General features: G+C 57.6%; 25 protein-coding genes. 17 read left to right on the forward strand and 8 right to left on the reverse strand.

What is annotated here, in order from left to right; all coding sequences use genetic code 11:
• Positions 1-58: 58 nt before the first annotated feature.
• Positions 59-814: a dienelactone hydrolase family protein gene (locus BLV11_RS03400; RefSeq protein ID WP_091811551.1), complete on the forward strand. Its 756-nt coding sequence runs from the start codon at positions 59-61 to the stop codon at positions 812-814.
• Here BLV11_RS03400 and BLV11_RS03405 read toward each other — a convergent pair.
• Entirely contained in the window at positions 798-1,559 is a 762-nt protein-coding gene (locus BLV11_RS03405) for an ATP-grasp domain-containing protein (protein WP_091811552.1), read from the reverse strand. The two genes, BLV11_RS03400 and BLV11_RS03405, sit on opposite strands and share 17 nt — an antisense overlap.
• Positions 1,560-1,700: 141 nt before the next feature.
• Positions 1,701-1,973, reverse strand: coding sequence for a YebG family protein (locus BLV11_RS03410; RefSeq protein ID WP_091811553.1), 273 nt, complete (start codon positions 1,971-1,973; stop codon positions 1,701-1,703).
• A 226-nt stretch (positions 1,974-2,199) separates the two neighbouring features.
• On the opposite strand from BLV11_RS03410, the gene BLV11_RS03415 reads away from it, so the two are divergent.
• Positions 2,200-2,661 carry a DUF1499 domain-containing protein gene (locus BLV11_RS03415; protein WP_217634529.1) on the forward strand — a complete coding sequence of 154 codons (462 nt, stop codon included), beginning with the start codon at positions 2,200-2,202 and terminating at the stop codon, positions 2,659-2,661.
• 23 nt (positions 2,662-2,684) lie between these two features.
• Here BLV11_RS03415 and BLV11_RS03420 read toward each other — a convergent pair whose 3' ends face one another.
• Entirely contained in the window at positions 2,685-3,692 is a 1,008-nt protein-coding gene (locus BLV11_RS03420; protein ID WP_091811554.1) for an MBL fold metallo-hydrolase, read from the reverse strand.
• A gap of 84 nt (positions 3,693-3,776) precedes the next feature.
• Between BLV11_RS03420 and rrtA the strand changes: the two genes are divergently transcribed.
• Together rrtA and BLV11_RS03430 are read left to right on the forward strand one after the other, a co-directional pair.
• The gene (gene rrtA / locus BLV11_RS03425) at positions 3,777-4,343 is read left to right on the forward strand and encodes a rhombosortase (RefSeq protein ID WP_175528269.1); all 567 of its coding nucleotides are present in this window, start codon (positions 3,777-3,779) and stop codon (positions 4,341-4,343) included.
• A 137-nt stretch (positions 4,344-4,480) separates the two neighbouring features.
• Positions 4,481-5,173, forward strand: a complete 693-nt coding sequence (locus BLV11_RS03430; RefSeq protein WP_091811556.1) for a hypothetical protein — start codon at positions 4,481-4,483, stop codon at positions 5,171-5,173.
• A 54-nt stretch (positions 5,174-5,227) separates the two neighbouring features.
• Here BLV11_RS03430 and BLV11_RS03435 read toward each other — a convergent pair whose 3' ends face one another.
• Positions 5,228-5,419, reverse strand: coding sequence for a hypothetical protein (locus BLV11_RS03435; protein WP_091811557.1), 192 nt, complete (start codon positions 5,417-5,419; stop codon positions 5,228-5,230).
• 44 nt (positions 5,420-5,463) lie between these two features.
• Positions 5,464-5,784 (reverse strand): DUF6316 family protein, encoded by a 321-nt coding sequence (locus BLV11_RS03440; RefSeq protein ID WP_091811558.1) that lies wholly within the window; start codon positions 5,782-5,784, stop codon positions 5,464-5,466.
• Between the two features lie 259 nt (positions 5,785-6,043).
• On the opposite strand from BLV11_RS03440, the gene BLV11_RS03445 reads away from it, so the two are divergent.
• Positions 6,044-7,564 (forward strand): hypothetical protein, encoded by a 1,521-nt coding sequence (locus tag BLV11_RS03445; protein ID WP_091811559.1) that lies wholly within the window; start codon positions 6,044-6,046, stop codon positions 7,562-7,564.
• A 19-nt stretch (positions 7,565-7,583) separates the two neighbouring features.
• Here BLV11_RS03445 and BLV11_RS03450 read toward each other — a convergent pair whose 3' ends face one another.
• Entirely contained in the window at positions 7,584-8,225 is a 642-nt protein-coding gene (locus BLV11_RS03450; protein WP_245725902.1) for a TetR family transcriptional regulator, read from the reverse strand.
• A gap of 161 nt (positions 8,226-8,386) precedes the next feature.
• Between BLV11_RS03450 and BLV11_RS03455 the strand changes: the two genes are divergently transcribed.
• The 4 genes from BLV11_RS03455 to BLV11_RS03470 all read left to right on the forward strand — a co-directional run bounded on the left by BLV11_RS03455 (position 8,387) and on the right by BLV11_RS03470 (position 15,923).
• A complete protein-coding gene (locus BLV11_RS03455) occupies positions 8,387-9,556 on the forward strand; it encodes an efflux RND transporter periplasmic adaptor subunit (protein WP_091811561.1) in 1,170 nt (389 codons plus the stop codon).
• Between the two features lie 10 nt (positions 9,557-9,566).
• Positions 9,567-12,731, forward strand: coding sequence for an efflux RND transporter permease subunit (locus BLV11_RS03460; RefSeq protein ID WP_091811562.1), 3,165 nt, complete (start codon positions 9,567-9,569; stop codon positions 12,729-12,731).
• Complete coding sequence (locus tag BLV11_RS03465) at positions 12,728-14,179, forward strand: efflux transporter outer membrane subunit (RefSeq protein ID WP_091811563.1); 1,452 nt, start codon at positions 12,728-12,730, stop codon at positions 14,177-14,179. The genes BLV11_RS03460 and BLV11_RS03465 overlap by 4 nt, the downstream gene beginning before the upstream one ends.
• A gap of 106 nt (positions 14,180-14,285) precedes the next feature.
• Positions 14,286-15,923, forward strand: coding sequence for an FMN-binding glutamate synthase family protein (locus BLV11_RS03470; protein WP_091811564.1), 1,638 nt, complete (start codon positions 14,286-14,288; stop codon positions 15,921-15,923).
• A 49-nt stretch (positions 15,924-15,972) separates the two neighbouring features.
• On the opposite strand, the gene BLV11_RS03475 is transcribed toward BLV11_RS03470, so the two are convergent.
• Positions 15,973-16,275: a hypothetical protein gene (locus BLV11_RS03475; protein WP_091811565.1), complete on the reverse strand. Its 303-nt coding sequence runs from the start codon at positions 16,273-16,275 to the stop codon at positions 15,973-15,975.
• Between the two features lie 287 nt (positions 16,276-16,562).
• On the opposite strand from BLV11_RS03475, the gene BLV11_RS03480 reads away from it, so the two are divergent.
• From BLV11_RS03480 to BLV11_RS03495, 4 genes are all read left to right on the forward strand, one after another.
• Positions 16,563-16,820 carry a hypothetical protein gene (locus BLV11_RS03480; protein ID WP_139173202.1) on the forward strand — a complete coding sequence of 86 codons (258 nt, stop codon included), beginning with the start codon at positions 16,563-16,565 and terminating at the stop codon, positions 16,818-16,820.
• A 226-nt stretch (positions 16,821-17,046) separates the two neighbouring features.
• Positions 17,047-17,643 carry a CAP domain-containing protein gene (locus tag BLV11_RS03485; RefSeq protein WP_091811567.1) on the forward strand — a complete coding sequence of 199 codons (597 nt, stop codon included), beginning with the start codon at positions 17,047-17,049 and terminating at the stop codon, positions 17,641-17,643.
• Positions 17,644-17,853: 210 nt separating this feature from the next.
• Complete coding sequence (locus BLV11_RS03490; protein WP_091811568.1) at positions 17,854-18,213, forward strand: hypothetical protein; 360 nt, start codon at positions 17,854-17,856, stop codon at positions 18,211-18,213.
• 122 nt (positions 18,214-18,335) lie between these two features.
• On the forward strand, positions 18,336-19,121 hold the full coding sequence (locus tag BLV11_RS03495) for a hypothetical protein (protein ID WP_091811569.1): 786 nt from the start codon (positions 18,336-18,338) through the stop codon (positions 19,119-19,121).
• 21 nt (positions 19,122-19,142) lie between these two features.
• Here the strand turns inward: BLV11_RS03495 and BLV11_RS03500 are convergent, their stop codons facing one another.
• Complete coding sequence (locus BLV11_RS03500; RefSeq protein WP_139173203.1) at positions 19,143-20,054, reverse strand: hypothetical protein; 912 nt, start codon at positions 20,052-20,054, stop codon at positions 19,143-19,145.
• Positions 20,055-21,086: 1,032 nt separating this feature from the next.
• Here BLV11_RS03500 and BLV11_RS18645 point away from each other — a divergent pair.
• Genes BLV11_RS18645 through BLV11_RS03520 form a run of 4 tightly spaced genes read left to right on the forward strand, consistent with a single transcriptional unit; the run spans position 21,087 to position 24,647 of the window.
• Positions 21,087-21,791, forward strand: coding sequence for a methyl-accepting chemotaxis protein (locus tag BLV11_RS18645; RefSeq protein ID WP_245725914.1), 705 nt, complete (start codon positions 21,087-21,089; stop codon positions 21,789-21,791).
• Between the two features lie 42 nt (positions 21,792-21,833).
• Entirely contained in the window at positions 21,834-22,199 is a 366-nt protein-coding gene (locus BLV11_RS03510) for a response regulator (RefSeq protein WP_091811572.1), read from the forward strand.
• A gap of 19 nt (positions 22,200-22,218) precedes the next feature.
• Positions 22,219-24,123: a chemotaxis protein CheA gene (locus BLV11_RS03515; protein WP_091811573.1), complete on the forward strand. Its 1,905-nt coding sequence runs from the start codon at positions 22,219-22,221 to the stop codon at positions 24,121-24,123.
• Entirely contained in the window at positions 24,120-24,647 is a 528-nt protein-coding gene (locus BLV11_RS03520; protein ID WP_091811574.1) for a chemotaxis protein CheW, read from the forward strand. The genes BLV11_RS03515 and BLV11_RS03520 overlap by 4 nt, the downstream gene beginning before the upstream one ends.
• Positions 24,648-24,690: the final 43 nt, after the last annotated feature.

Consider the following 24,690-nt stretch of genomic DNA (forward strand, 5'->3'; position numbering starts at 1 on the left):
CCGCATCGGGTGTTGGTGGATACTCGGGCTCTCATAATAACAGAGCGACGGCGTCGTCATGATTGAACAACAGGTTGCCATTCCCTTACCCTCCGGCCATCGCATGCGGGCTCGCTGGCTTAAGCCGGAAACCGTGAACCCCCACCAGGCCGGAATTATCGCCATTCACGATATCTTCGGTTATACCGACGACATTGAACGCATCGGGCGCCGGTTGGCTGCCAATGGCTATCCGGTACTGGTACCGGACCTGTACGATCTGCCCGGCAGCAAACCCCTGTGTGTGGTGAAAACCTTGAAAGCCCATGAAACTGGCAAGGGTGAAGCCTTCGAGCAGCTGGAGGCCAGTCGGCAATGGTTACTTGAGCAGACAGAAACGCCGGTGACTCAGGTCGGCGTCATGGGCTTTTGCATGGGGGGACGATTTGCGGTGTTGTTTGCCAGTCGTGCTCCGGTTCAGGTCGTTGCTCCGTTCTACGGTGGCATTCCGAAGAATGCCGATGATCTCAGGGGCATCTGCCCGGCCGTGGGCGGTTGGGGGCGCACCGATGTAATCTATGGCAGCCACGGCGATCGCCTGGCCTCGCATCTGGAGATCCTCGGGGTGCCTCATGACATCAAGAGCTACGACAACGTTGGCCATTCCTTCATGAATAATCACCAGACGTTTGTCTTCAAAAAACTGGGCGCGTTACCGCCGTTACGCTCCCGATATGATGAAGCAGCAGCCGAGGACAGCTGGCAGAGGGTTCTGGCATTTTTTGACAAGGTGTTTTCAGGAGCCTTGCAGGCCACCCCTACCGCTGCTGGTTAAGGTAGTCGAGAATGGCGTTACGAAGTTCCTCGCCCTTTTCTAACCCCTGATTACCGAAAAGCCGGTTGAATTCGAGTACATAGGGATGGTCGCCAACCATGGCGATATCGAAGCCCGCGTGGTTGACGTCGAGCGCCCTGGCCAGTCGCAGGGCCAGTTCAGTGGCGGCTTGCGGTACCGGACTGGTATCGATCCGGCCGCCGCGGGCTACATTGTTGTAGAAGCCCTGGTCGGCCTGGTGGCGCCAGTAGGCGGTCACAACCCGGTCTCCAACAATGACCACACGGATATCCCGGTCAATGGGCAGGTATTCCTGGGCATAAAGCACGTCTGCCTCTTCGCAGTACCGTTGCCAGTCCTGCCGCTCCTGAATCAGCCAGACGCCCTCTCCCATACTGGCTTTGGGGCGTTTGGCGACAAACGGCAGCAGCATGGTGTCCCAGATCATCTCCCGTTCCTGATGGCCATTGGCCTCGATCAGGGTCCAGGGGGTGTGCTCGGGTGCAACGGTCTGAAAGGCCCGGGTCATCTCAATCTTGTTATGGCCGATGTGGTAACTGGCCACGCTCGGGAAAACCCGGCATTTAAGCCCATGCACCAGCGCGTTCAGTTGCCAATACTCAGGGTAAAGCACCCAATCCGCTTGTTTTAGCTCCTCCTTGTGGTTCAGGAACTGTTCTGGCTTCAGGGTCTTGGTGTCGGGAAAACCCAGGGTTCGGAAAATATCAAAGGAGATCAGCTGCATGGGCTTGGGATCATGGGGCGATTGGAATGGTCATATTCTAGGTGGTGTCAGGCACCTGGCAAGCGCTTTTTCCCGTGCTGATTTCTGTATGGGTCGCAGCAAGCCCCTTCAGGCAGGGCTTGCTGCAGGCAGACCGGCTGACTATTCTGCCGGCTGGTTCAGAACGGAGGGCTTCTTCAGCGCTTTTGCAAACAGGTCTTTTTCTTCGGCAATGGCCAGGGCTGCCTTTTCAGCCAGCTCTTCGCCCAGTCCCTCGACCCGGTTTTGCAGGAATTGGGTGATTTCCTCGGCCAGTTCCAGAACCCTGTCACGGGCATCCGCATCTGCTTTGGATGAAAACAGCATGGTGTCGGGGTGCTTCAGTGCCATTTCCAGCCCATCCCTATCAGAGTAATACAGTGCTTGTACGGCCATGAATGTGTCTCCATTGGATTCCCGATTGGTGGCTGTGACCGTCGGGAATGGCAGTTAACTTCCTGGCGCAGTGTATACCAATAACGCTGTATATAAAAACAGTATTTTGTGACCGTTTGACGTTATGCGCTCTGAGCGTGTTGACCTATAGTGGGACGGAACTTCGACCGTTCGGGCCTCTGGCCTGAACTGATACGCTTACTATCCAGAAACCAGGTGACCGCCGATGATGCATCGTAACCTGCACCGTTTGCTGACCATGATTGCGGGTCTGGTCGTCCTGTTGGGAGGGGCTGGTTGCAGCAGCCAACCACCCGCCGGTCTGGGCGTGCAGGCCGATGGGCGCTTGCGGCTTTGCCCGGATCGCCCAAATTGCGTCTCAAGTTATGACTCGGCAGATGATAAAGCGCACTACATTGAGCCGTTTGTTGGCGGTGCGGCGGCGTGGTCATCGCTGACGCACGTGATCGGAGCCCAGTCGTCCCTGACGATTGTGGCGCGCCAGGAGTATTACCTTCGGGCGGAAGCGACGACCAGAGTCCTGAGATTCGTCGATGACCTTGAGTTCCTGTTCCAGCCGGCCCAGGGGCTGATTCACGTGCGTTCTGCGTCCCGGGTGGGTTACTCGGATTTTGGTGTCAACCGGGAGCGACTGGAACGTATTCGCCAGCAGCTCCGTCACCCCTAGCCCTTCAATACCATCACCAGCCGTTAGCATTCACAATTGGCCGGAAAAATCAGGGTTTCGCCATGTTGCATGACCCGGAACAGGTGTTCATCCACCTTCTGGTCTGCCAGTGCCGTACGGAGCCGGCGAGGGGGTTCGTCCATGGGTTCGTCGGTGAGAACAAAGGTACCCCAATGCATGGCCACGGACTGGCGCGCGCCAATATTCCGGTGAATGTGAACCGCTTCTTCCGGCGCTATGTGGACCGGAGACATGAACCAGCGTGGGTCGTAAGCGCCAATGGGCAGTAGCGCGAGGTGAATGGGGCTGAACACCTCACCGATCTGTTTGAAAATCCCGCCGTACCCGGTATCGCCGGCAAAATAGAAACGATAGCCGGCGATCTCCAGTAACCAGCCGCACCAGAGACTGGTGTTGCCATCCGTTGCGGTGCGGCCGCTGAAATGCTGGGCGGGCAGGCAGAAGGCTTCGGTATCGTCGTCCAATTGCAGGGATTGCCACCAGTCCAGTTCCACCAGGTTGTGAATGCCGCGGCGCTCAAACCAGCGCCTCAACCCGCTGGGGATGAGAAACTGCAGGTTGTCGCCAAAGCGCCGGTGCAGCTGGCGTACGGTTTTTTCATCTAGATGATCGTAATGATTGTGGGAAATCAGCACCCGATGGATGACCGGCATCTCGCTGACCTCCAATGCGGGAGCGGTATAGCGCTTGGGACCAATGAACTGAAATGGGCTGGCGCGTGCGGACAGAACCGGGTCGGTGAGAATGTTCTGGCCCTGGTACTGGAACAGAAATGACGAGTGCCCAAGCCAGGTGAGCTGGACATCTTCCGGCGGATGGCTGAGAGCATGAGCATCCGGATGCAGCAGGTGGTACTGCTTGCCTTTCGGGAAGCGCCGTCCCGGTGCCAGCTGCCAGCGCAGGAAGTCCCCCAGGCCGTGGGAGGGAACGTTTTCCAGGTTATGGAAACGCTTGCCGGTCATGTGGGGGTGCTCGGCAAGCTCTGCCAGGCGCTCTCGATCAATGGTCATGAAGCAGTTCCCTGATGGAATTATCTGGTCCTGTGAAGGCATCAGTTTATGATGGTGTTTTCTCAAAGAATACAGGAAATGCCCGTGCCGTCTTTGTCTTACCGTCTACTTGCGCCCACCGCTCTGTCTGCGCTTCTGATGGCTTGCTGGTTTTATTCCGTTGCGGCTGCCTTCCAGTATCAGCCAGGCCTGATCCGGCAGGGTGAGGTTTGGCGTCTGCTGACCGGCCACTGGGTGCATGTTGATCACTGGCACCTGGTGTTCAACCTGGTGGGCATCTGGTTGGTGTGGTTATGGAACGGCCCGGGGTTCGGCCCCGGGCGCTGGTTACTGACGGCCCTGGTGTGTTCTCTGGCGATCAGCGTCGGTTTGTATCTTTTCGATCCTGAGGTCGCCTGGTACCGCGGGTTCTCCGGTGTCCTGTTTGGGTTGTTTGCCGCCGGCTCGGTGATGCTCATTAAAGAGCATCCGCTGCTCGCCTTGGCCGGTTTGGTGGCTGCGGCTGCCAAACTGCTGGTGGACACCGTGGGTTGGGTGGAGTTGGGGGTTGGCCTGGTGACCGATTTCCAGGTGATCCATCAGGCCCATTTATACGGTTTTCTCTCCGGGCTGGGGCTCGGGCTGTTTTTTCGAGGCTTTGATTCTCACTGAACACGCCAGCGTCCGGGGCGATCGTCGGGGATTGGCCTGGCTGACCCTGGCGGCTTGAACATGGCCAATGGCCGGCCAATTTTCTCGGGAAATACTGTTGTCATAGTTATTCCAGTCAACAACGAAGGAAAACAACAATGACCACAGACAAGGCACTCTGGGGCTTTCCCATTGACGATGAATTGCATACCCACGCCAGGGAAACGGCCGAGCGCATTCGCAGCGCCAGTGGTGAGGGAACGCGTCAACTCAGTGAGGACGCAGCCCGGGTGGTCATCAAGCTGACTCATCATGGCCTGCAAAGCTATTATCACCGGCCGACGGAAATCGTGCCGCTGACGCCGGGAATGAAAAAGACTGCGGATACGGGCATTAAGGCCATCATGGGAGCGATCCAGATGGTCATCAAACAGTTCTTCAGCAAGCGCAGTGAGGAAGAGCTGAAAGAGCTGAGTGTCTACCTGGAACAGATGTTATGGATTCATCCCGAGCGTGCAGAACCCCACCTGGTGTTTCACGTCCATGAAGAACTGCATGGGAGGGCGCTGGATCTGATTGCGCAGGTTCGCGTGGAGAGTGATACCAGCCAGTATATCGATGGGGTCATTGATGCGCTCTGCGAAATAGTGGATCTCAGCATCGTGAATTACTACCACGAGCCGACCAACCGCGTATCGCTGGGGAGAATCAGCAAAAAAACCGCTGACCTGGGGATCAATACTGCGGAGAAGGGCATTCGGAAGTTGATTGATAAACTGTTGAGGGATCTGCGTCATAAACAGCTGGTGGAGCTGTCCTATCACCTGGAAAGTCTGATCCACACAAAATAATGACCCGGGACCGAATGCCGCCGGACGTTCAGAGTATGTCCGGCGGGTAGAGGTTCAGCGCGAACTCGGCAGGCGGGTTTCGCCGCGGGTGGCGATGCCGCTCGGGTACTGCTCCACCGAGCGTGGCCAGAAGTAGTGGCTGGCGGCGTTGGCCGCTGTGCGCTCGGCAGCGTGGGGGCTTTGAATGTCAACGACGGCCAGGTAAGCCCAGAAGCCAGTCGCAAAAAGAATACTTGATAGAATCACCCGGTAGTGTCGAGTGCGCCCGGGTGATTTGTTCTTGCCTGGTCTCATCGGACGCTGGGACGTGGCGTAGCGCAATCTCGCAGCAGAGCCAGTTCGGCACACAGGCCGCAGTGAGGAACGTCGCAGTCTTCCAGACGATGGACAGTTGAGGCGGGCATGAACGGGATAATGGAAGGCAGCTCGTTGCGGTTCCACAGCTCGATGTGCTGGTGAAGTCCGGAAATCGCTTCATCCCGGCTGGCAAAGGGCCCCAGTTGCGGAACTTCCCGGGTGCGTACATACCATTGGTTGTTTTCAACCAGAAGGCGTTTGTCCACTTCAAACAGTTCTTTGGGTCGGCTGGCCAGATTTGTCATCACGTTCATACTGCATTCCCCGGAATCGTCAAAGTACTTCGTTAATATTGTTATAAGTAAAAAGCTGTAACGTCTTTTGCTAATAACACGCCAGCGGACATCAATAAGTTCCATCAAATTTTGAGATTCTGCGTGAACTTTCCCCATCCCGCGCCAGTCAGCCATTGTGACGCCGGTTGAGGTTGCTTCGGCCATAGAATTCCTGATTGCCTGCGGCCATTGTTGAGCCCATGACCATCGTCAAATAATCACAATATACGGTGCTTCCATGACCCAGTTTGCCCGCGCTGCCTGGTTGGCGTTCAGCCTCTGCTTTTCCGCTTCCGTTGTGGCTGTACCGCCTGAAATTATTCAGTGGGGCTGGCGCCCTCCGGTGGAGTTTGCCGGGCAGGGAGATCCGCAAGTCGCCGTTGAGCAATTGCGGAACTACATCCGTTTGCAACGCCTGGTGATGGATCACACCGATTATCATGAACAAACCCGCGAGTTCGTTGACGAGCTCTGGCATTCGCTGGAAAGTTTCGATCTGGAAGGTTTTTACTGGTTGCTGCCCGATGAGCAGGAAAGCTGGCGGTCATTGACGGTATACGGTGAGGCAGGCCCTGACCAGTACCATATTGGCCCGGTCCCCAGACTGCAGGCCGTCGATGACGAACCTGGGCTTGGCAACTTTCGGGCTGAAGTCCGGGCGCGGGAGATTGATACCGACGTGGCAACCCATTACCTGTTGAATGCCGAAGTGGGCGTCGGTCTTGGTGAAGTCAGCTGGTCTGCTCTGGTGGACGCTTCCCAGGAGGCGCTGCGCATGGTGGGGGGCGAATTGCCGGTCCAGGTTATTGGTCAGGACGCCGACCTGGAGCATTACCGGCGTCAGGCGGAGGCCATGAACCCGGCACTGTCTGCCGATGAGCTGGATCTGCTGGCGCCGCTGTGGGCGTCTTACCCGGATATGTGGACCCTGTTGTCGGGGCTCGGGGAGCTGAATGACCTCCTGGTTCTGCATCACGCTTCTGCGGGCTATCAGGAAGTGCGGATGGTCTTTACCGTTGACCCACAGCGCCTGGCCCACGGCTATCCCGATCTTGCGAATTACCTGGAGCGACTCGACACCCTGGTGAAGAGTGAGTTCAGCCTGTACGACGACTATGGCCGCTTGCTGCGGGCCAGCATCGACAGTGAAACCCTGCAGGGCACGCTGAACATGGTGGTTCGGGATGGCCAGGTGGTGCCCGTGCGTTATGAACGCCCGGTGGTAGAGGCGCCCCGTTTTGATCCCGGCCAGCCCCGCCACCTGCGGGCCAGCATCGATGCAGAGATGAACATTCTGGGGATTATTGCGGAAGTGGAAGACATGACCTTCGAGATCGAATTTCAGCCGACAGGGGAGGGGGCGCGTTTTATTTCCCAAGGCCGTTCCGTGCCCCGGATCGGGGTAGGAGGTCGTGCGCTGGGGGTATTCCCAGCACCATTAATTGATGTATTTCTTCCCAAGCGGATAGATCAGCTGATGAAGGATTTCCTCACCGTCGCCTGCGAGGGAAATGACCAGCAGGGCATTACCGGAGTGGTGGAGATTGGTGCGGCAAATGACGAGTCTGCGCAGCTGCGCCTCGCCGGTGCCTTTGAAGGGCTGGATAACTTTTTTGTGCGTATCGGGATGGGCATTATCAATAACCGCATCATTCCCAACGAACGGGTGTCCGGGGACCTGAGGGCCCTGGTTTACGATGCCCACCAGGCCTTCTCCAGTGATCTTGATCAGTTTGAGCAACAGGTGGTCCGACGATAGCGCGCAGGTGCCTTTGCTCTCAGGAGTGGTCGTCACCACCAAAACAGTGTTGCAGGGAATTGAAATAGGCGTCGATCACCCGGTCTGCCTCGCCCTCGAAATTCAGCTCACCGGGCAGCAACAGCCACAGATAGATGAGTCCGGTCAGCTGCACATGCAGATGCAGAATGGCCCGGTCTATGTCCAGTGACTCCGGTAACTGGCCGCGCCCTACGGCATTGGCCAGAACTTTGCGCATGCGCCCCGAGGAGTCGAGGAACCCCTTGCGATGCCGGGCAATGAGCGGTTCATTCTCCTCGGTCATTTCGCATTTCAGGAAGAGAATTTCGAAGACCCGGCGCCGTTTCGGATCATTGGCAATTTCCCGCATCAGATAACGCAGAAACTCACTCATCCTGCCCAGCGGATCTTCCTCGTCCGGTGATTCGATCGCCTTGTGGAGGGTTTCCAGTGGCAGGTCCTGCCGTTCCAGCATGGCCACAAACACATCGTGCTTGTTCTTGAAGTGCCAGTAAACCGCGCCTCGGGTCAGGCCAGCCTCTGCCGCAATGTCGTTGAGTGACGTTTTCGAGACGCCTTTATGGTGAAACACCATTTCGGCAGCATCCAGTAACTGCTCGCGGGTTTTCTGGGCATCCTCTTTGGTACGCCGGGCCATCATCTACTCCTGAACTCAAATCAATAACTGTGCGAAGTTTTACCTACTATACATACATTCGTGGATGTATGTATTATCGTATTTACACGCACATGACGTTGCCGGGCTGGCACGGCCCGACCTTGAACCACCACACATTCATTATTCATACAGAGGAACTGACGATGCGTCATCTCGCTCTACCACTGTCGCTGTTTACAGTGCTCCTGCTGGCCGGTTGCGGCCAGACTGATGCTCCGGCCAATGAGGCGCAGGTTGCTCCCGAAGTGGGTTATATCACGGTTGAGGCCCGGCCGTTTACCCTGGTGAACGAACTCCCTGGACGCACAGCACCTTACCAGGTGGCAGAGGTTCGCCCCCAGGTCACCGGGTTGCTGGTCAAGCGACTGTTTCAGGAAGGCGAGGCGGTTGTGACAGGTCAACCGCTGTATCAGATTGACGATCGCCTCTACAAAGCTGCGCTCGCCAGCGCCCAGGCTGAACTGGCCTCAGCGCGGGCTTCGTTGGAAACCGCCCGTCTGAAGGCAGAGCGTTACGAGCGCTTGATTAACACCGGGGCCATCAGCCAGCAGGATCTGGATCAGGCCAGAGCGACTCTCCATGAATCCGAAGCGCTGGTGGACGCCGCTCGTGCAGCGGTGCAAACCGCCACCATCAATCTCGAATACACCACCATCACGGCCCCGATTGCCGGCCGTATTGGTCGTTCCTCGGTCACTGCCGGTGCGCTGGTGACGGCTAACCAGGCCTCAGCGCTGGTCACGATTCGCCAACTGGATCCGATCTACGTCGACGTCACCCAGTCCTACAACGACCTGCAGGAACTGCGCAGCGCGATGGCCGCTGGCCAGTTGCAAACCGTAGGTGAAGATCAGGCTGCGGCAACTCTGGTGTACCAGAGCGGTGAGAGCTATGGCCACAGCGGCACTTTGCAGTTTTCGGAATTTGCCGTGGATGAGACGACCGGCTCGGTGACCCTGCGGGCCTTATTCCCGAATCCGGACGATGCGTTGCTTCCGGGCATGTTTGTGCGTGCGCGTCTGCCACAGGCGGAACGGGAGTCAGCAATTCTTGTGCCCCAGAAAGGCATTTCCCGGGATCCGGATGGCCAGGCTGCTGCACTGGTGATCAGCGACGAGGGCACGGTGGAGAAACGCCGGGTTATTGCTGAGCGGGTGGTGGAAAGCCAGTGGCTGATTCGTGAAGGGTTGGCAAATGGAGACCGTCTCATCGTAGAGGGTCTGCAAAAAATTCGTGTCGGTATTCCGGTCCGGGCGGTGAATGTTGGTACCCCTGAGGTATCCGCGTCATCCAGCCTGGTCGCGGAAGGGTAAGGTTAATATTATGGCTCGTTTTTTTATCGATCGTCCCATCTTCGCGTGGGTTATCGCCATCGTTCTTATGCTGGCGGGCGCCCTGTCGATCTCTGGCTTGCCGGTGGAGCAGTACCCCACCGTGGCTCCGCCGGAGGTCACTATTTCAGCGACCTACCCGGGAGCCTCATCGGAAGCCGTTGAGGATTCGGTGACCCAGGTTATCGAGCAGGAAATGAACGGCATTGACAACCTGCTGTACATGTCCTCGAACAGTGACTCTCAGGGCAACGCCACGGTTTCCCTGACCTTTGCGGCGGGTACTGACCCGGATATTGCCCAGGTGCAGGTGCAGAACAAGCTCCAGCTGGCAACGCCAAGCCTGCCGGCGGTCGTCCAGCAGCAGGGCGTGCAGGTGACCAAGTCGTCGGATTCGTTCCTGATGGTGCTCGCATTCACCTCCAGCGATGGCAGCCTTGACCGGGATGATCTCGCAGACTTTGTGGCGTCGAACCTGCAGGATCCGATCAGCCGTACTCAGGGGGTTGGTCAGGTTCAGTTGTTTGGTGCCCCCTATGCCATGCGCGTGTGGCTTGATCCCAACCGGCTCAATGAATACCGCCTGACGCCAGCGGACGTTACTCAGGCCATCGAAGTTCAGAATAACCAGGTAACAGGTGGTCAGCTTGGTGGTGCACCGATGGTGGAATCCCAGCAAATGAACGCCTCCATAGTGGTACAGACCCTGCTGGAAACGCCGGAGGAATTCGGCAACATTCTGATCCGGGTTACCTCGGATGGTGCCGAAGTTCGTTTGCGTGACGTTGCGCGGATCGAGCTGGGCGCTGAAAACTACGCCATCAAGGGGCGTTTTAACGGTAAGCCTGCCGCTGGTCTTGGCATCAACCTGGCGTCCGGTGCCAACGCCCTTGATACCGCTGAGCGGGTACGGGCGCGGATCGCTGAACTGAGCCCGTACTTCCCGGACAGCCTGGAAGTTGCCTATCCCTATGACACCACGCCGTTTGTAGAAATCTCCATCTGGGAGGTCGTAAAGACCTTGCTGGAAGGCATCGTGCTGGTCTTTGTGGTGATGTATCTGTTCCTGCAGAATTTCCGTGCCACGCTGATTCCAACCATTGCGGTACCGGTGGTTCTGTTGGGAACGTTTGCCGTGCTGTTTGCCTTTGGCTTCTCGGTCAACACGCTCACCATGTTTGGCATGGTTCTGGCGATCGGCCTGCTGGTGGATGATGCCATTGTGGTCGTGGAAAACGTGGAGCGGGTGATGGCCGAGGAAGGTCTGTCGCCTCTGGAAGCCACCCGCAAATCCATGGGCCAGATCACCGGCGCGCTGGTGGGCATTGCCCTGGTGTTGTCTGCCGTGTTCGTGCCTATGGCATTTTTCCCAGGCTCAACGGGGGCCATCTACCGTCAGTTTTCGATCACCATCGTGTCGGCCATGGCGCTGTCGGTATTGGTTGCGCTGATTCTTACGCCGGCGCTGTGCGCCACCATGCTTAAACCCCACAAGGGCGATCATCAGAGCAAGGGCGGGTTCTTCGGCTGGTTCAACCGGTCGTTCGACGCCGTTGCTGGGCGCTACCAGGGGCGGGTGGAAAAAATTCTCGGTCGACGCGGTCGTTACCTGTTGATGTACGTCGTTATCGTAGCCGCGCTGGCGTTCAGCTTCATGCGTCTGCCGTCGGCGTTCCTGCCGGATGAAGATCAGGGCATCCTGCTGGCCCAGGTGCAATTGCCGGTTGGCTCCACTCAGTTCCAGACCCTGGATGTGCTGAAAAAGCTGGAAAACCACTTTATGGAGAACGAGGCTGAAGCCGTAGAGTCTGTGTTCACCGTGGCCGGATTCAGTTTTGCTGGCCAGGGCCAGAACTCCGGCCTGGCGTTTGTACGCCTCAAGGACTGGGAAGAGCGTGACCTTGATCGCAATGGTGTGGATGCGATTATCGGCCGAGCCATGGGCGCTTTTTCCGAGGTGCGTGAGGCGATCATTTTTGCCCTCAATCCGCCCTCGATTCCGGAATTGGGCGTTGCCAGCGGTTTCGATTTCCAGTTGCAGGACCGGGGAGCCCGGGGGCACGAAGCTCTGATGGAAGCTACAAATACCCTGTTGGCCAAGGCGAACCAGCATCCGGCCCTGTCTCAGGTGCGTTACAACGGCCTGCCCGATGCGCCGTTGTACCGGCTGGATGTGGACCGTCAGAAGGCCCGCGCCATGGGGGTATCGTTGAATGACATCAACACCACCCTGGCTGTGGCCTGGGGTTCCAGTTACGTCAATGACTTTGTCGACCGCGGTCGTATCAAGAGGGTGTTCGTCCAGGCGGATGTGGAGTACCGGATGCTGCCAACGGATATCGACAACTGGTATGTCCGTAATGGCGATGGTGACATGGTGCCGTTCTCCAGCTTTGCCAGCGGGGAATGGAGCTACGGTCCGCAGCAGTTGCAGCGTTATAACGGTGTGTCTGCGGTGAGCATTCAGGGCGGTGCCGCAGCCGGTATGAGTACCGGTGATGCGATGGCTGTGATGGAACAGCTGGCGGCGGAGTTGCCTGGTGGTTTTGGCTTTGAGTGGACGGGCCTGTCCTATCAGGAGCGCCAGTCTGGCAATCAGGCTCCGGCACTCTATGCGTTGTCGCTGATTGTGGTGTTCCTGTGTCTGGCCGCGCTTTATGAAAGCTGGTCGATTCCGTTTGCGGTGATGTTGGTGGTACCGCTGGGCGTTATCGGCGCGGTGCTGGCGGCAACCCTGCGCGGGCTTGAGAACGACGTGTTCTTCCAGGTGGGGCTATTGACCACCATAGGCCTGTCGGCTAAGAACGCGATACTGATCGCCGAGTTCGCTTTGGAACTGGAAATGAAAGGCCGGGGTTTGCTGCAGGCCACTCTGGAAGCCGTCCGGCTGCGGCTGCGGCCGATCCTGATGACGTCGCTGGCATTCATGCTGGGGGTGACGCCGCTGATGATCAGCACCGGTGCCGGCTCCGGCGCCCGTAACGCCATCGGCACCGGCGTGTTCGGTGGCATGCTGACGGCGACAGTCTTGGCGATTTTCTTTATCCCGTTGTTCTATGTGATGGTTCGCCGGCTCTCTGGCGTGCCGCTGACAGCGGCTGCAAGCGCAGCTAAAGGTCACCCTGTTCAAGATGAGCTGCAGGAGGGGAAGGCATGAAAACGTTGACGCCCATTGTTATGTCTGTGGCGCTGATGTCCGGGTGTTCGTTGATACCTGAGTACCAGGCGCCGGTAGCGCCGGTGACGAACGCCGTCGGCGAAACCCGGGCAGCGACTGAAGAGGCTCGCCTGCCCGGCTGGCGCGATGTGTTCCCGGACCCCCAGTTGCAATCGCTGATCGACACGGCTCTGTCAAATAACCGGGATCTTCGGTTGGCCATGCTCGATGTTGCCGAAGCCCGGGCGCTATACCAGATTGAAGGCGCCGGTCGATACCCGGAGCTGTCGCTGGGTGCGGATAGTACTCGTCAGCGTCTGCCTGCTGATCTGTCCGGTACTGGCCGGGCAGAGACCGGGGGACAGTATGGTGTTCAGGTAGGCATGGCGTCCTATGAGCTTGATGTGTTCGGGCGGGTCCGCAGTTTGGAGGCCGCGGCCATGGAACGTTATCTGGCGACCGAAGAGGCCAGCCTCAGCGCTCATATTACCCTGGTCTCGGAGGTCGCCAATGCTTATCTGACGCTGATGGCAGACCATGAAAAACTGCGAATCAGTGAGCAGGCAGAGGCCGACCAACAGCGTGCGGTCTCGTTGGTGCGCAATCGCTACCGCAACGGGCTAGGCACAGAGCTGGCCGTACGGCAGGCTGAAATAGCCCTGGAGACTGCTCGAGCCTACCGTGCCCAGAATGCCCGTCTGGTGGCTCAGGGCCGTCATGCGTTGTCGGTGGTGACGGGGGCCCCGTTGCCCCTGTTGATCAGTCGTCAGATTGGCGATCCGATGGTGACCACCCTGGCCGAGGTTCCGGCCGGGCTGCCTTCATCGGTGTTGGTCCAGCGCCCCGATGTCCGGGCTGCTGAACGTAACCTGCGAGCCGCTAACGCCGATATCGGTGCGGCCAGGGCTGCGTTTTACCCCAGTATCACCCTGACCGGAGGGATTGGCACTGCCAGCAGTGACCTGTCCGGCTTGTTTGATGGGGGCTCCGGAGCCTGGTCATTCTCGCCGGCCATTACCCTGCCGATTTTCACCGGAGGACGGAATCAGGCCAATCTGGAGGTCGCGGAAGTACGACGTGATCGTCATATCGCCCGCTATGAACAAGTTATCCAGACGGCGTTCAAGGAAGTGGCCGATGCCCTGACTGCCAGGCAGTACCTGCTGGACCAGGAGCATGCCCAGGATGCCCTGGTCAAAGCCACCGAACGCTCGCTGGTATTGGCCGAGGCGCGTTTCAGGGAAGGGGCAGATGATTACCTGGCGGTGCTGGATGCCCGGCGTGCGCTGCTGGATGCCCGGCAGGAACGGGTGGCCGTCTCTCGTCAGAAGCTGGCCAACCGGGTGCAGCTGTACCGGGCCCTGGGCGGCGGAGTGTCGCCGGATCAGGCGATCTTGCTCGGCGGTGAATCTGGTGCCGCAGCGGCAGGGTCGTCGCCACAAAGCTGACCGGATAAAATTGCCCGGGCGGGCTGACGCCCGGGTAATCCTCCGCTAACCTGTTGCGATTATTCAATTAAAGAGCCGTGGATGGTTCCTGGGGGTTGAGCTCGCAATGGAAAAATTTTTGCCGTCACGTTACCTGGTTTACGTTCTGAGCATCGCAGGGCTCATTGTTTCCCTGCCCCTGTCGGTTGCTTATGACCTTGCTTACTGGGTGCCGGCGGTCTTTGCTGTGCTGGCGCTGTTGGGCACTTACGATCTCATCCAGCGTCAGCATACCGTCAGTCGTAATTACCCGATCCTGGCCAACATCCGTTATTTCCTGGAATCCTTCGGGCCGGAGATCCGTCAATACTTTATCCAGTCGGATACTGAGGAGCGGCCGTTCTCCCGTGAGCAGCGGGCCATCGTCTACCAACGGGCGAAGAATACCCTGGATAAGCGACCCTTTGGTTCCCAGTTACCGATGTACGAGCCTGGTTTTGAATGGATGAACCATTCCCTGAAGCCGGTGGAGATCGTCGATCGGGATTTCCGCATCGAAATTGGCAAAGGCTGTAAGCAGCCCTATCGGGCCAGTATCTTCAACATTTCTGCCATGAGTTTTGGTTCTCTGTCGGCCAACGCCATTTTGTCGTTGAATACCGGTGCCCGACTTGGAGGCTTTTTCCATGATACTGGCGAAGGATCGATTTCCCGTTACCACCGGCAGCCTGGTGGTGATCTGGTCTGGGAGATCGGCTCGGGTTACTTCGGTTGCCGAAACCCGGACGGTTCGTTCAGCGAGCAACGCTTTGTGGAAAACGCGGCTCTTGATCAGGTCAAGATGATTGAAATCAAGCTGTCCCAGGGCGCCAAACCCGGCCATGGCGGTATTCTGCCCGGTGCCAAGGTGACCGCTGAGATTGCGGAAGCCCGTGGCGTGCCTATGGGTGAGGATGTGGTGTCGCCCGCCGCGCATTCAGCCTTTCACACGCCGGTTGAGTTGCTGGAGTTCGTAGATCGCCTGCGGGCGTTGTCTGGCGGAAAACCGGTGGGGTTCAAACTGGCGATTGGGCACCCGTGGGAATGGTTTGCCATCGTCAAGGCGATGCTGGAAACCGGACGGCGTCCCGACTTTATTGTGGTCGATGGGGGTGAAGGTGGGACCGGAGCTGCACCGCTTGAGTTTATCAACCGTCTCGGGATGCCCCTGACTGAAGCCTTGTTGCTGGTTCATAACACCCTGGTGGGAACCAGTCTGCGTGAACACATTGCCCTGGGCGCCGCTGGTAAAATTACCTCGGCGTTCAATATTGCGCGCACTCTGGCGTTGGGTGCCGACTGGTGCAATGCAGCAAGGGGCTATATGTTCGCGCTCGGATGCATCCAGTCCCTCAGCTGCCATAGCGGTCACTGTCCCAGTGGTGTAGCCACCCAGGACCCTCGCCGCGGCAACAAGCTTGATGTGACCGACAAGAGCCAGCGGGTTTTCCATTTCCACCAGAATACCGTGGATGCGCTGGCCAACCTGATCGGGGCGGCGGGACTGAAACATCCTTCGGAGTTGGGACCTGAACACATTATCCGGCGGGTATCTAAGAACGAGGTGCAGTCGTACCTCGATATGTACCACTTCCTGGAACCCGGTGCTCTGCTAAAAGGGCAGACCGGGCATGCGGTTTTCGACAAATACTGGCCTCAGGCCGATAGCAGTAGCTTTGACCCTCCTCAACTGATCGCCCGCCTTCGGGAAACCAAGCTCCAATAAATGTCCTCGCCGGAGGCTCTCATCCCAATACTGGGAGAGAGCCTGTCCGTCAGAACTCCGCGGAGTCGAAAATATAGCGTTTGCGTTCGTGCGCGGTCTCGACACCGGGAGGAAAATCAATGTTGCTCTCAGGCGCGGCCTGTTTCATGTCCATGTCCACCATCACTGCGTCCTTGGTTCCGCCGGGGCCAGCAGCCGTGGCGCCGTAGGTTGAGTGGATCCTCTCGATGGTGTCCATGGCCTGTTGGGTTCCGGATTCGTTGTATCGATCGGCAAGGCCTTCAGCAACGGCGCCTAGCGAAAAAGACAGCAGGCATACGGAAAGCAAGACTGATCTGCTTGATGTCAGCATGGTTCGCTCCTTGTTTTTTGCTGGGGGTTCTGACGCGCTGAACGGAGCCTTCCATTCACAAAACCCTACGTCTTTGACAGCTGCGCCGGGGGAAGTTCGAGAACGTTTAGTTGCATCAACCCTGGGTTTGATTCCCTTCTACACTTAATTGCGGGAAAAGGAATCGAGACTGGCGTCCGTGTTTACAAATGTATCTTTATGTAGCTTGAGTTCTGGTTCTCGTTTTTTTGACACAAACGTTTGCAATATTTCGTCATATTTACGACGCGATTGATGGATGTTTGTCTATGAAGCCTAAGTTCTCGCCGCAAGCTTCTGAGGTTAAAGCGAGCCAATGGATGAGCGCGCCCCTGGTGGTTAGCTTCATTTCTCTGATCGTTCTGGTGGTCAGTGTTGTCATGCTGTCTCAGTCTTCCGGGGTGAATGTCAGTGGCCTGGCAGGCTCACTTCGTCATCAGTCCTTCGACCCTGCGGTACTTCTGGTTCACACAGGTGAAGCGGTTTCTGAAGCCTGGATTCAATTGATCCAGACGGCAGGTTCGTAAGCGACCAATCCGGTGTTTCTCAAGGCCCGGGGTATGCCTGGGAGCATCCCTGTCGGTATAGTCCGGCAGGGATTTCTTGTTGTTTGGCAGGGGATGGTTTGGGCTAAGTTGGTACGAATGTACTAATTTGTAGCCAAATGTAACATGAGATGCGCATCACTTTTTTTTGACGCTTAGCCTATCAAAATGGTGTCAACTTTCAGTCACGCCAGATAGGTGAAGAGCAATGAACTTGCAGCGTTTTCTTCTTGTAGTAGCAACTTTGGCCCTGACTGCATGCGGTGGCGGTGGTGGTGGCGCGTCTGAAAAACCCTCAGTGGTCGCCACCAGCCAGGAAGAATCCGCCGCCCCCCAGGAAGAGGTTCCCAGTCAGTCTCAGGATCTGCCTGCGGGCTGCGTACTGACGGATTACCAGAAAGCCATGATGGCGCAGATCAACAAGGCACGGGCGGTGGCCCGGAGCTGCGGTGCGACCCACTTTGAGCCGGCTCCGGCACTTACTTACAGTTGCGAGATCCAGCCTGCGGCCATCAACCACAGTGTCGATATGGCGACCAACAACTTCTTCTCCCACACAGGTTCAGACGGTCTGCGAGTGTCTCACCGAGTGACCGATACCGGCTATGAGTGGGCCGTTGTCGGGGAAAACATCGCCGCAGGGTTTTCCAGTGTCGGAGACGTGATGACGGGTTGGCTGAACAGTGAAGGGCACTGCCGGAACATTATGGATCCGCGCTTCGAGCACGTTGCGGTGGCCCGGGTCAACACCAATCAGGCGGATTACGATAACTATTGGACTCAGGTCTTCGCGGATCCTCGTTAAGCCTTCGTTGCACCGTAAATAAAAAGAGCGCCGGGCAGGCGCTCTTTTTATTTACGGTGACTTGCGTTTTCTTGGGTGTCTTCTTCAGCTTTTTTTCGGGGGAGAGAGAATGGCTGGAAGGGGGTTGGGGCATGGAAATCTGGAGCAGTAATCGGTAAGCTTGCTGGCCGAAAATTGATCAGATCCTCCGTTAACCTCCGAATGAAGACCATGAATCCCGTTCGACTGAAAATCTCAATCTCTGCTCTGTCTCTCCTGGTCATGGCGCTGGGCGCTGTGGTGATGGCCTCGTCCATGCAGGATGGGGCGAACTCTTTAGGTATGACCCTGGGGGCCCTGCTGATCCTGGTGCCTGCTTCGGTCATGGTGACCCGTCTGCCGAGGTTGTGGCGATACCAGGTACAAACCCGTGACTGGTACCAGACCACCTATCCCGCTGCGGTGTCCGGTGAGCGGGTCGCCTGTTTCTCCTGCGGCAGCGATGACATTGAAACCCATACCATCAACCGGCAAACGGGTCATAACGGACATATCTGCGGACAGTGTGATACCACCCTGTTCTACTCCTGAATAGCCGCTGGTGTTTGCCCGCTATCGTGGTAACGTTTCTGCATTATCCGGTCCGGGGGCAGCAAGTGGTGACGGCAATAGCAAAACAGGGGGCATTCGCGTGTCTGCGGGTGTGGTGTGTTGTGTCATGTTCGCTGGTCGCCGGTACGGCTGCCGCTGCTGATCAGAGGGCTGGGGGCTATGTCGAGGCCGGGGCCAGCTGGCTCTATTTCAACTACCAGGAAACCGGCAGCGCTGGTCAGGTGCTGAATGAAGAAACTGGGGATATCCCCGGCGTCTATGTTGCCTGGTCGTCGGTGTTTGGTTCCTACGCCTGGGCCCGGCTTGAGGCCAGCTATGCGAGTCACAGTGTGACCTACGAGGGGCAAACCCAGGCGGGAGCGCCGCTAACCACCTCTACCCATGAGCGCCTGATTCACTACGATGGCCGAGTCGGAGGTCAGTGGTTGCAGAATGCCATCGCTGTTCGCCCCTTCCTGTCCGTCCGTTACCAGCGTTGGGACCGGGAAATCCAGCCGACCGCCTCAAGTCTCGCCCTGAATGAGTATTACCGCTGGTGGGAAGCCGGTGTCGGGGTCGAAAGCTGCGGCAGTGGATGGTCATGGGCCGCGGAAGTTTGTCTGGATCTTGGTGTATTCCGGACCACAGCTGCCGAAGTGGAGGTCGCGCTGGGGAGTGATCCGGATAATTATCCGGTGCTGGAGCCGGGGGATGGTTCGGGGTATCGGGTTCAGTTGCGGTGGTCGCCGCCGGCGTCGTCGCACCTGGTGGTAAGCCTCTTCCATGCAGCCTGGGATTTTGACCGCAGTGACTCGGAGTTGGTCCGCTTGGGTTTCGCCCAGCTTCGTATTCGTGAACCGGCGAGCGAGGCCAGCCGTCAGGGAGTGAGAGTGGCGCTGCGGTTTTGAGCCCGCAGCGCCAAAGCCGCCTTATTGCTGTGGGACCGGGTAGCCGACACCGTCGTAGGTGACGGTGTAGTCAGCTCCACAACCACTGAAGGTTGCGGTTGCCACCACCCCGGAGGCGTCCGTCACCGTGATGGTGCCCGTGCTGAAGCCGGTGCCATCGGTGCAGATGATCAGGTCGGTTCCCTGGAAATCCACGTAGCCGAGTTCCTGGTGATAGACCCGGGCGCTGACAGTAAAGCCAAGGTTGTTGTCGCCACTGACTGTTACATTGGTGACCCGGTAGCGTTCACCGTCGCTGCCGGTAAAGTCGGTGGTGTAAGTGCAGTTGTCCAGCATGTCGCCGCTGCAGCTGATCGAGCCGGCGCTGTTCTGGCTTTCACCCAGATAATTGTAGGTAATATCAAAAGTAGCGTCGTAACTGGTCAGGGTTTCGCCGCTGTAGGTGAAGGTCATATCCACCCAGCCATTGAGGACCATGTTGCCACCCTCGGCAGCTTCACAGTAATCCTTGTAGTCCACCCTGAAGTGAGTCTGGCTGTAGGCAGTAATGTCGGCACTGCCGCCACAGCTACCAGTAATGCTTTGGGTATCGGCCGCGGACGGAATGTTCATCGATAACACCAGATCCAGGGTGCGTGCGACGATGTCCTCAGTGGCGCCCACCTGATCCGTTTCAGCGGCAATCGGGAAGTTAAACGCATCCTGTGCGTATATGCCCTGACTCGCCGCCTGGCGGCTGGCTTCAGAGACGGCCTTGGCCTCATCTTCCGAGCTTACGCTGGCCTGCGACGTGTTAAAGGTGACGCTGCCTGAGGTTGAGCCGTCATCACCCCCTCCGCCACCACCGCCACAGGCGGCCAGCCCTAACAGGCCTGTCAGTAGCAGGGCATTGCGGAAGAGGGAAAAGGCCGGATTTTTGTGTTTTGTTTCCATGTCAGTGTTCTCCACTGGATCTCCATTTGATGATTCACCTGGTACTGCCGCAGTGCAATCCGAAGGTCCTTCCTGATTCGTGCTGGCGTCGCTGCTGACCGACCTGTTCCGGTTCGGTAATGTTGAGCATTCTGGCGCAGGCTCGCCAAAACGCTCCAATAGCCTCCTCAGTATAGTTGCCGGGGCAGATATGACCCAACGCCATAACATCATGGCGTTTCTCCGATTGAGATATTTTTCACAATTTAACCTCAAGGAAGACGGTTTTCAGTCGAAATAATGTGATGTAGGTCACATTAAGTTCGGTTTTCGGGATGGTTGAGGGGCAATGTTGGCCTCAGATGTAGCTCTTCGGGATGAATGGACTAGTGTTAGAAGTGAATGTGTCTTCCCTTTGAATGGGAAAAGCGCAGGGTAGGCGCCGGTTATTTTTCGTTATTTCAAAAACATGATAAGAAAAACTACATAAATGGACGCTTTCGCTACGGTACCCAGGTCGAACTGGGGGCACACTGAAAAAAGACGCAAGGTTCAGCCCACTATTGGTGCTGGCTGGATTCACTGGTGGTATGAGGGTCACTGATGGCGGATTCATCAAGAATAACGTGGCTGGCCATGGCTGCCCTGGCAGGGGCCGGAACCGGGCTTGTCGTTCAGGTTTTTCTGCCGCCCTGGCTGGCGGTGATCGTTGCGGCACTGGTGGTATCGGGTGTGGTCTGGTTTGCGGATCAGAAGACTGCGACAACGCCGGAGCTCAGTGAGGCAGAGATTGCCTCCTTTACCTCCCGGGTCGATGGTTCGCTGATCGGTGATATTGCTGACCTGCACCGCAGTGAGCTGGATATTCAAAGTGACCAGCTGACCAGCCTCAATGGAGTTCTTCAGGACGGCGTCCAGTTGCTGCGGGTCGCTTTCGACGATATGCACAATCTGCTCAATGACCAGAAGGACGCCATTGGTCAGATTCTCTCCGGCGCCGAGGGTGACAGTGGCGGTATCAACTTCGACGAGTTCATTCAGCGCACGTCCGAGATGCTCGACTTTGTCATTAACAATACGGTCACCATCAGTGAAGATCTGACGAATCTGGTGGATAAAGTGAACTCGGTCGACCAGCAGATGCCCGCTGTGATGAAGGCTCTGGAAGAAATCGACCAGCTGGCCGACCAGACCAACCTGTTGGCTCTCAATGCTGCCATTGAAGCCGCCCGGGCCGGTGAGCATGGTCGGGGATTTGCCGTGGTGGCGGACGAAGTTCGCTCCCTGTCCCGGCGTTCCGCGGAGTTCAGCAATGTCATCCGCCAGCAGCTCCAGGGCATTAACCAGGCGGTGACTCATCTGAGTCAGCATATCGGTGCCATCGCTGCCCAGGATCTCGATACCCTGAAGGCATCCAAGGCAGAAGCTGAAACCTCAATCAGCAATCTGCAGACGCTTGCCCAGCGCGACCGCGACCTTACCGAGAACATCGACCGTATTGCCGAACAGCTGGTGGATGCCTCTGGGCGGGCCACCCGTGGACTGCAGTTCGAGGACATGACCACTCAGACCGCCGATTATCTGAAGCAGCGCATGGAACTGCTGAGGGCACTTGATATTCGCCTTGCACAATTGGTGACGGAAGACGTCGACAGCCTGCCTGCGGCCCTGGCGAAAACCCGGGCGGAGTTGCGTGACTATCGCCAGAGCCCGGTCAGCCAGCAGTCCATGGATAGCGGCGAGATTGAACTTTTTTAACGACACGCATTGGCATGTGGATGTGCCAGGAGGAAGTAAACGATGGGTAAACACGTTCTGATAGTCGATGACTCTGCCTCCATTCGGCAGATGGTGGAACACACCCTGAAAACCGGGGGCTATCAGGTCACTGTGGCGTGCGATGGTCAGGAGGCGCTGGACCTCTGCCAGAAGCAGCACTACGACTGTGTGCTGACGGATCAGAATATGCCGAGGATGGATGGCCTCACCCTGATCAAGAATTTGCGCGGCATGGCCAGCTATGGCCGGACGCCCATTCTGGTGCTCACTACTGAGGCCAGTGATGACATGAAGGCCAAGGGCCGCTCTGCGGGCGCGACCGGGTGGATGGTCAAGCCGTTTAACCCGGAGAACCTGCTTCAGGTTGCAGCGAAGGTGATGCCGTAGCCCACTGTCGGAGAGTGCGATGAGCATTGATCTGAACCAGTTCCATGCAGTGTTCTTCGAGGAGAGCCAGGAGCACATCGATACGATGGAGCAGCTCCTGATGGCTCTCGATCTTGAAGAGCCGGACCCGGAAGACCTCAACAGCATTTTTCGGGCGGCCCATTCCATCAAAGGCGGCAGCGGCATTTTCGGGTTTACCGCCCTTGGAAAAATCACCCACGTGATGGAAAACCTTCTGGATCAGCTCCGTAACGGCGAGCGCCATCCGGACACTGCTCTGGTTGACCACTTCCTCACGGTCCTTGACTGCCTCCGTCGCATCCTTGATCAGTATCGGGGCGGGGAGGACATCGATTGGGATGAAGTTGAGGAGCAGGTCAAAGCACTGGAGGCAATCCTCAACGACGGCAAGAGTACCCCCCGGACGTCCGCCACCGCCAGTTCCTCGGCAGAGCCCGATGCTAATGCAGACAATGACGCCTTTGGTTTCTTTGATGCCCCGGAAGAGGAACCGGCGGAAACCGCAGATTCCTCAGGCAGTGGTGACAGTGAGAACTGGGGGCTGTTCGAGCCAGAACCGCAAGCGGAGCCCTCCGGGGCGGAAGCGCCCGATACCGAGGCGGCCTTTGGTTTCTTTGAAGACCCCGCCAGCGCTACTGAACCCCAGCCGGCCAAGACCGCCAGCGCTGCTTCGGCTGCCGCTCGCCCGGACAGGTCGAAAGCGAAGGCCGCCACGCCCGAATCGGCAACCATCCGGGTCGGGGTGGACAAGGTCGACTCGCTGATCAATCTGGTGGGTGAACTGGTGATTACCCAGTCCATGCTCAAGGTGCTGGGAGAAGATCCCGACAATCTCGATACCCTGAAAATGAGTACCGTGCTGGCCGAACTGGAACGCAATACCCGGGAAATCCAGGAGTCGGTAATGTCGATCCGGATGATCCCGGTGTCGTTTGTATTCAATCGCTTTCCCCGGGTGGTCCGGGATCTGGCGAGCAAGATGGAAAAGCAGGTAGAGCTGGTACTGGAAGGCACCCAGACTGAGCTCGATAAGGGGCTTATCGAAAAGCTGGTCGATCCACTGACTCATCTCGTACGCAACAGTATCGACCACGGTATTGAATCACCGGAACGGCGTCGTGAAGCGGGTAAGCCGGAGAAGGGCACCATTATCCTGGGGGCGTCCCAGCGTGGTGGCAGCATCATTATCTCCATCAGCGATGACGGAGCAGGACTGAACCGTGGTCGTATTATGGCCAAGGCCAGGGAAAACGGGCTTCCGGTGTCGGACGATATGCCCGATGCCGAAGTCTGGGACCTGATCTTCCAACCTGGATTTTCAACGGCGGAGCAGGTCACCGATGTATCAGGAAGGGGCGTTGGTATGGATGTGGTGCGACGCAACATCCAGCAACTGGGTGGGCGGATCGAAATCTCCAGTCAGGCGTCGGTGGGCTCGACCTTTACCATCCAGTTGCCGCTGACCCTCGCTATTGTCGATGGCATGGGCGTCGCGGTGGGCGGCCAGACCTTCATTATTCCATTGGTCAGCATCATCGAATCGATGCAGCCGCCAAGAGCCAACCTCAAACGTCTGGCAGGTTCCGACTTGCTGCATGTCCGTGAGGAATACTGGCCGCTGTTGCGGCTGGCGGAGGTTATGGAAACCCAGGCCCGTTCTTCGGACCCGGCGGAAGCCATTGTGGTGCTGATCGAAACCAGCAAGCGCCGTTACGGGCTGGTGGTGGATGAGCTGGTTGGTCAGCAGCAGGTTGTGATCAAGAGTCTGGAACAGCATTACAAGCGAGTGCCCGGTGCTGCCGGGGCAACCATCATGGGAGATGGCAGTGTTGCCCTGATCCTGGACGTGGAATCACTCGCGGACATTGTCCGGGACCCTATTGTTGAAGAGGAAATCGTATGAGTGACAGCCAGAGGTCTGCCGAGTCGGACGAGTCGCAGGTCACACGAACCGATGTCAGGGAGTACCTGACGTTCTCCCTCGGGGAAGAGCATTACGCCATCGACATTATGGCGGTGAAGGAAATACGGGGCTACGAAGCCGTGACCCGGATAGCCAATGCACCGGATTTCATCAAGGGGGTGATCAACCTTCGCGGGGACATCGTTCCAATTGTTGATTTGCGGATCAAGTTCAACGTCGGCACTGCCAGTTACGACGAGTTCACCATCGTCATCGTGATCCAGATCCATGACCGGATGGTGGGCATTGTGGTGGATGGCGTTTCGGATGTTATTTCACTGTCCCGTGAAGAGCGTCGTCCGCCTCCGGAATTTGGCGTCGCGTTTGACAGCCGGTTCCTGGTCGGGCTGGCGAAGGTCCAGGATCACATGGTCATTCTGGTGAATATCGAGGCCCTGATTTCCAGTCAGGAACTCGGTCTGGTCGATGCGGTAACCCAGGAGGCCGGCAATGGCGACTCATGAATCTCAACCTTTTATCAATCCCGGCCAGACGGAACGCAGCGCG

It is taken from the genome of Marinobacter mobilis (assembly GCF_900106945.1).
GTDB classification, from domain to species: domain Bacteria; phylum Pseudomonadota; class Gammaproteobacteria; order Pseudomonadales; family Oleiphilaceae; genus Marinobacter; species Marinobacter mobilis.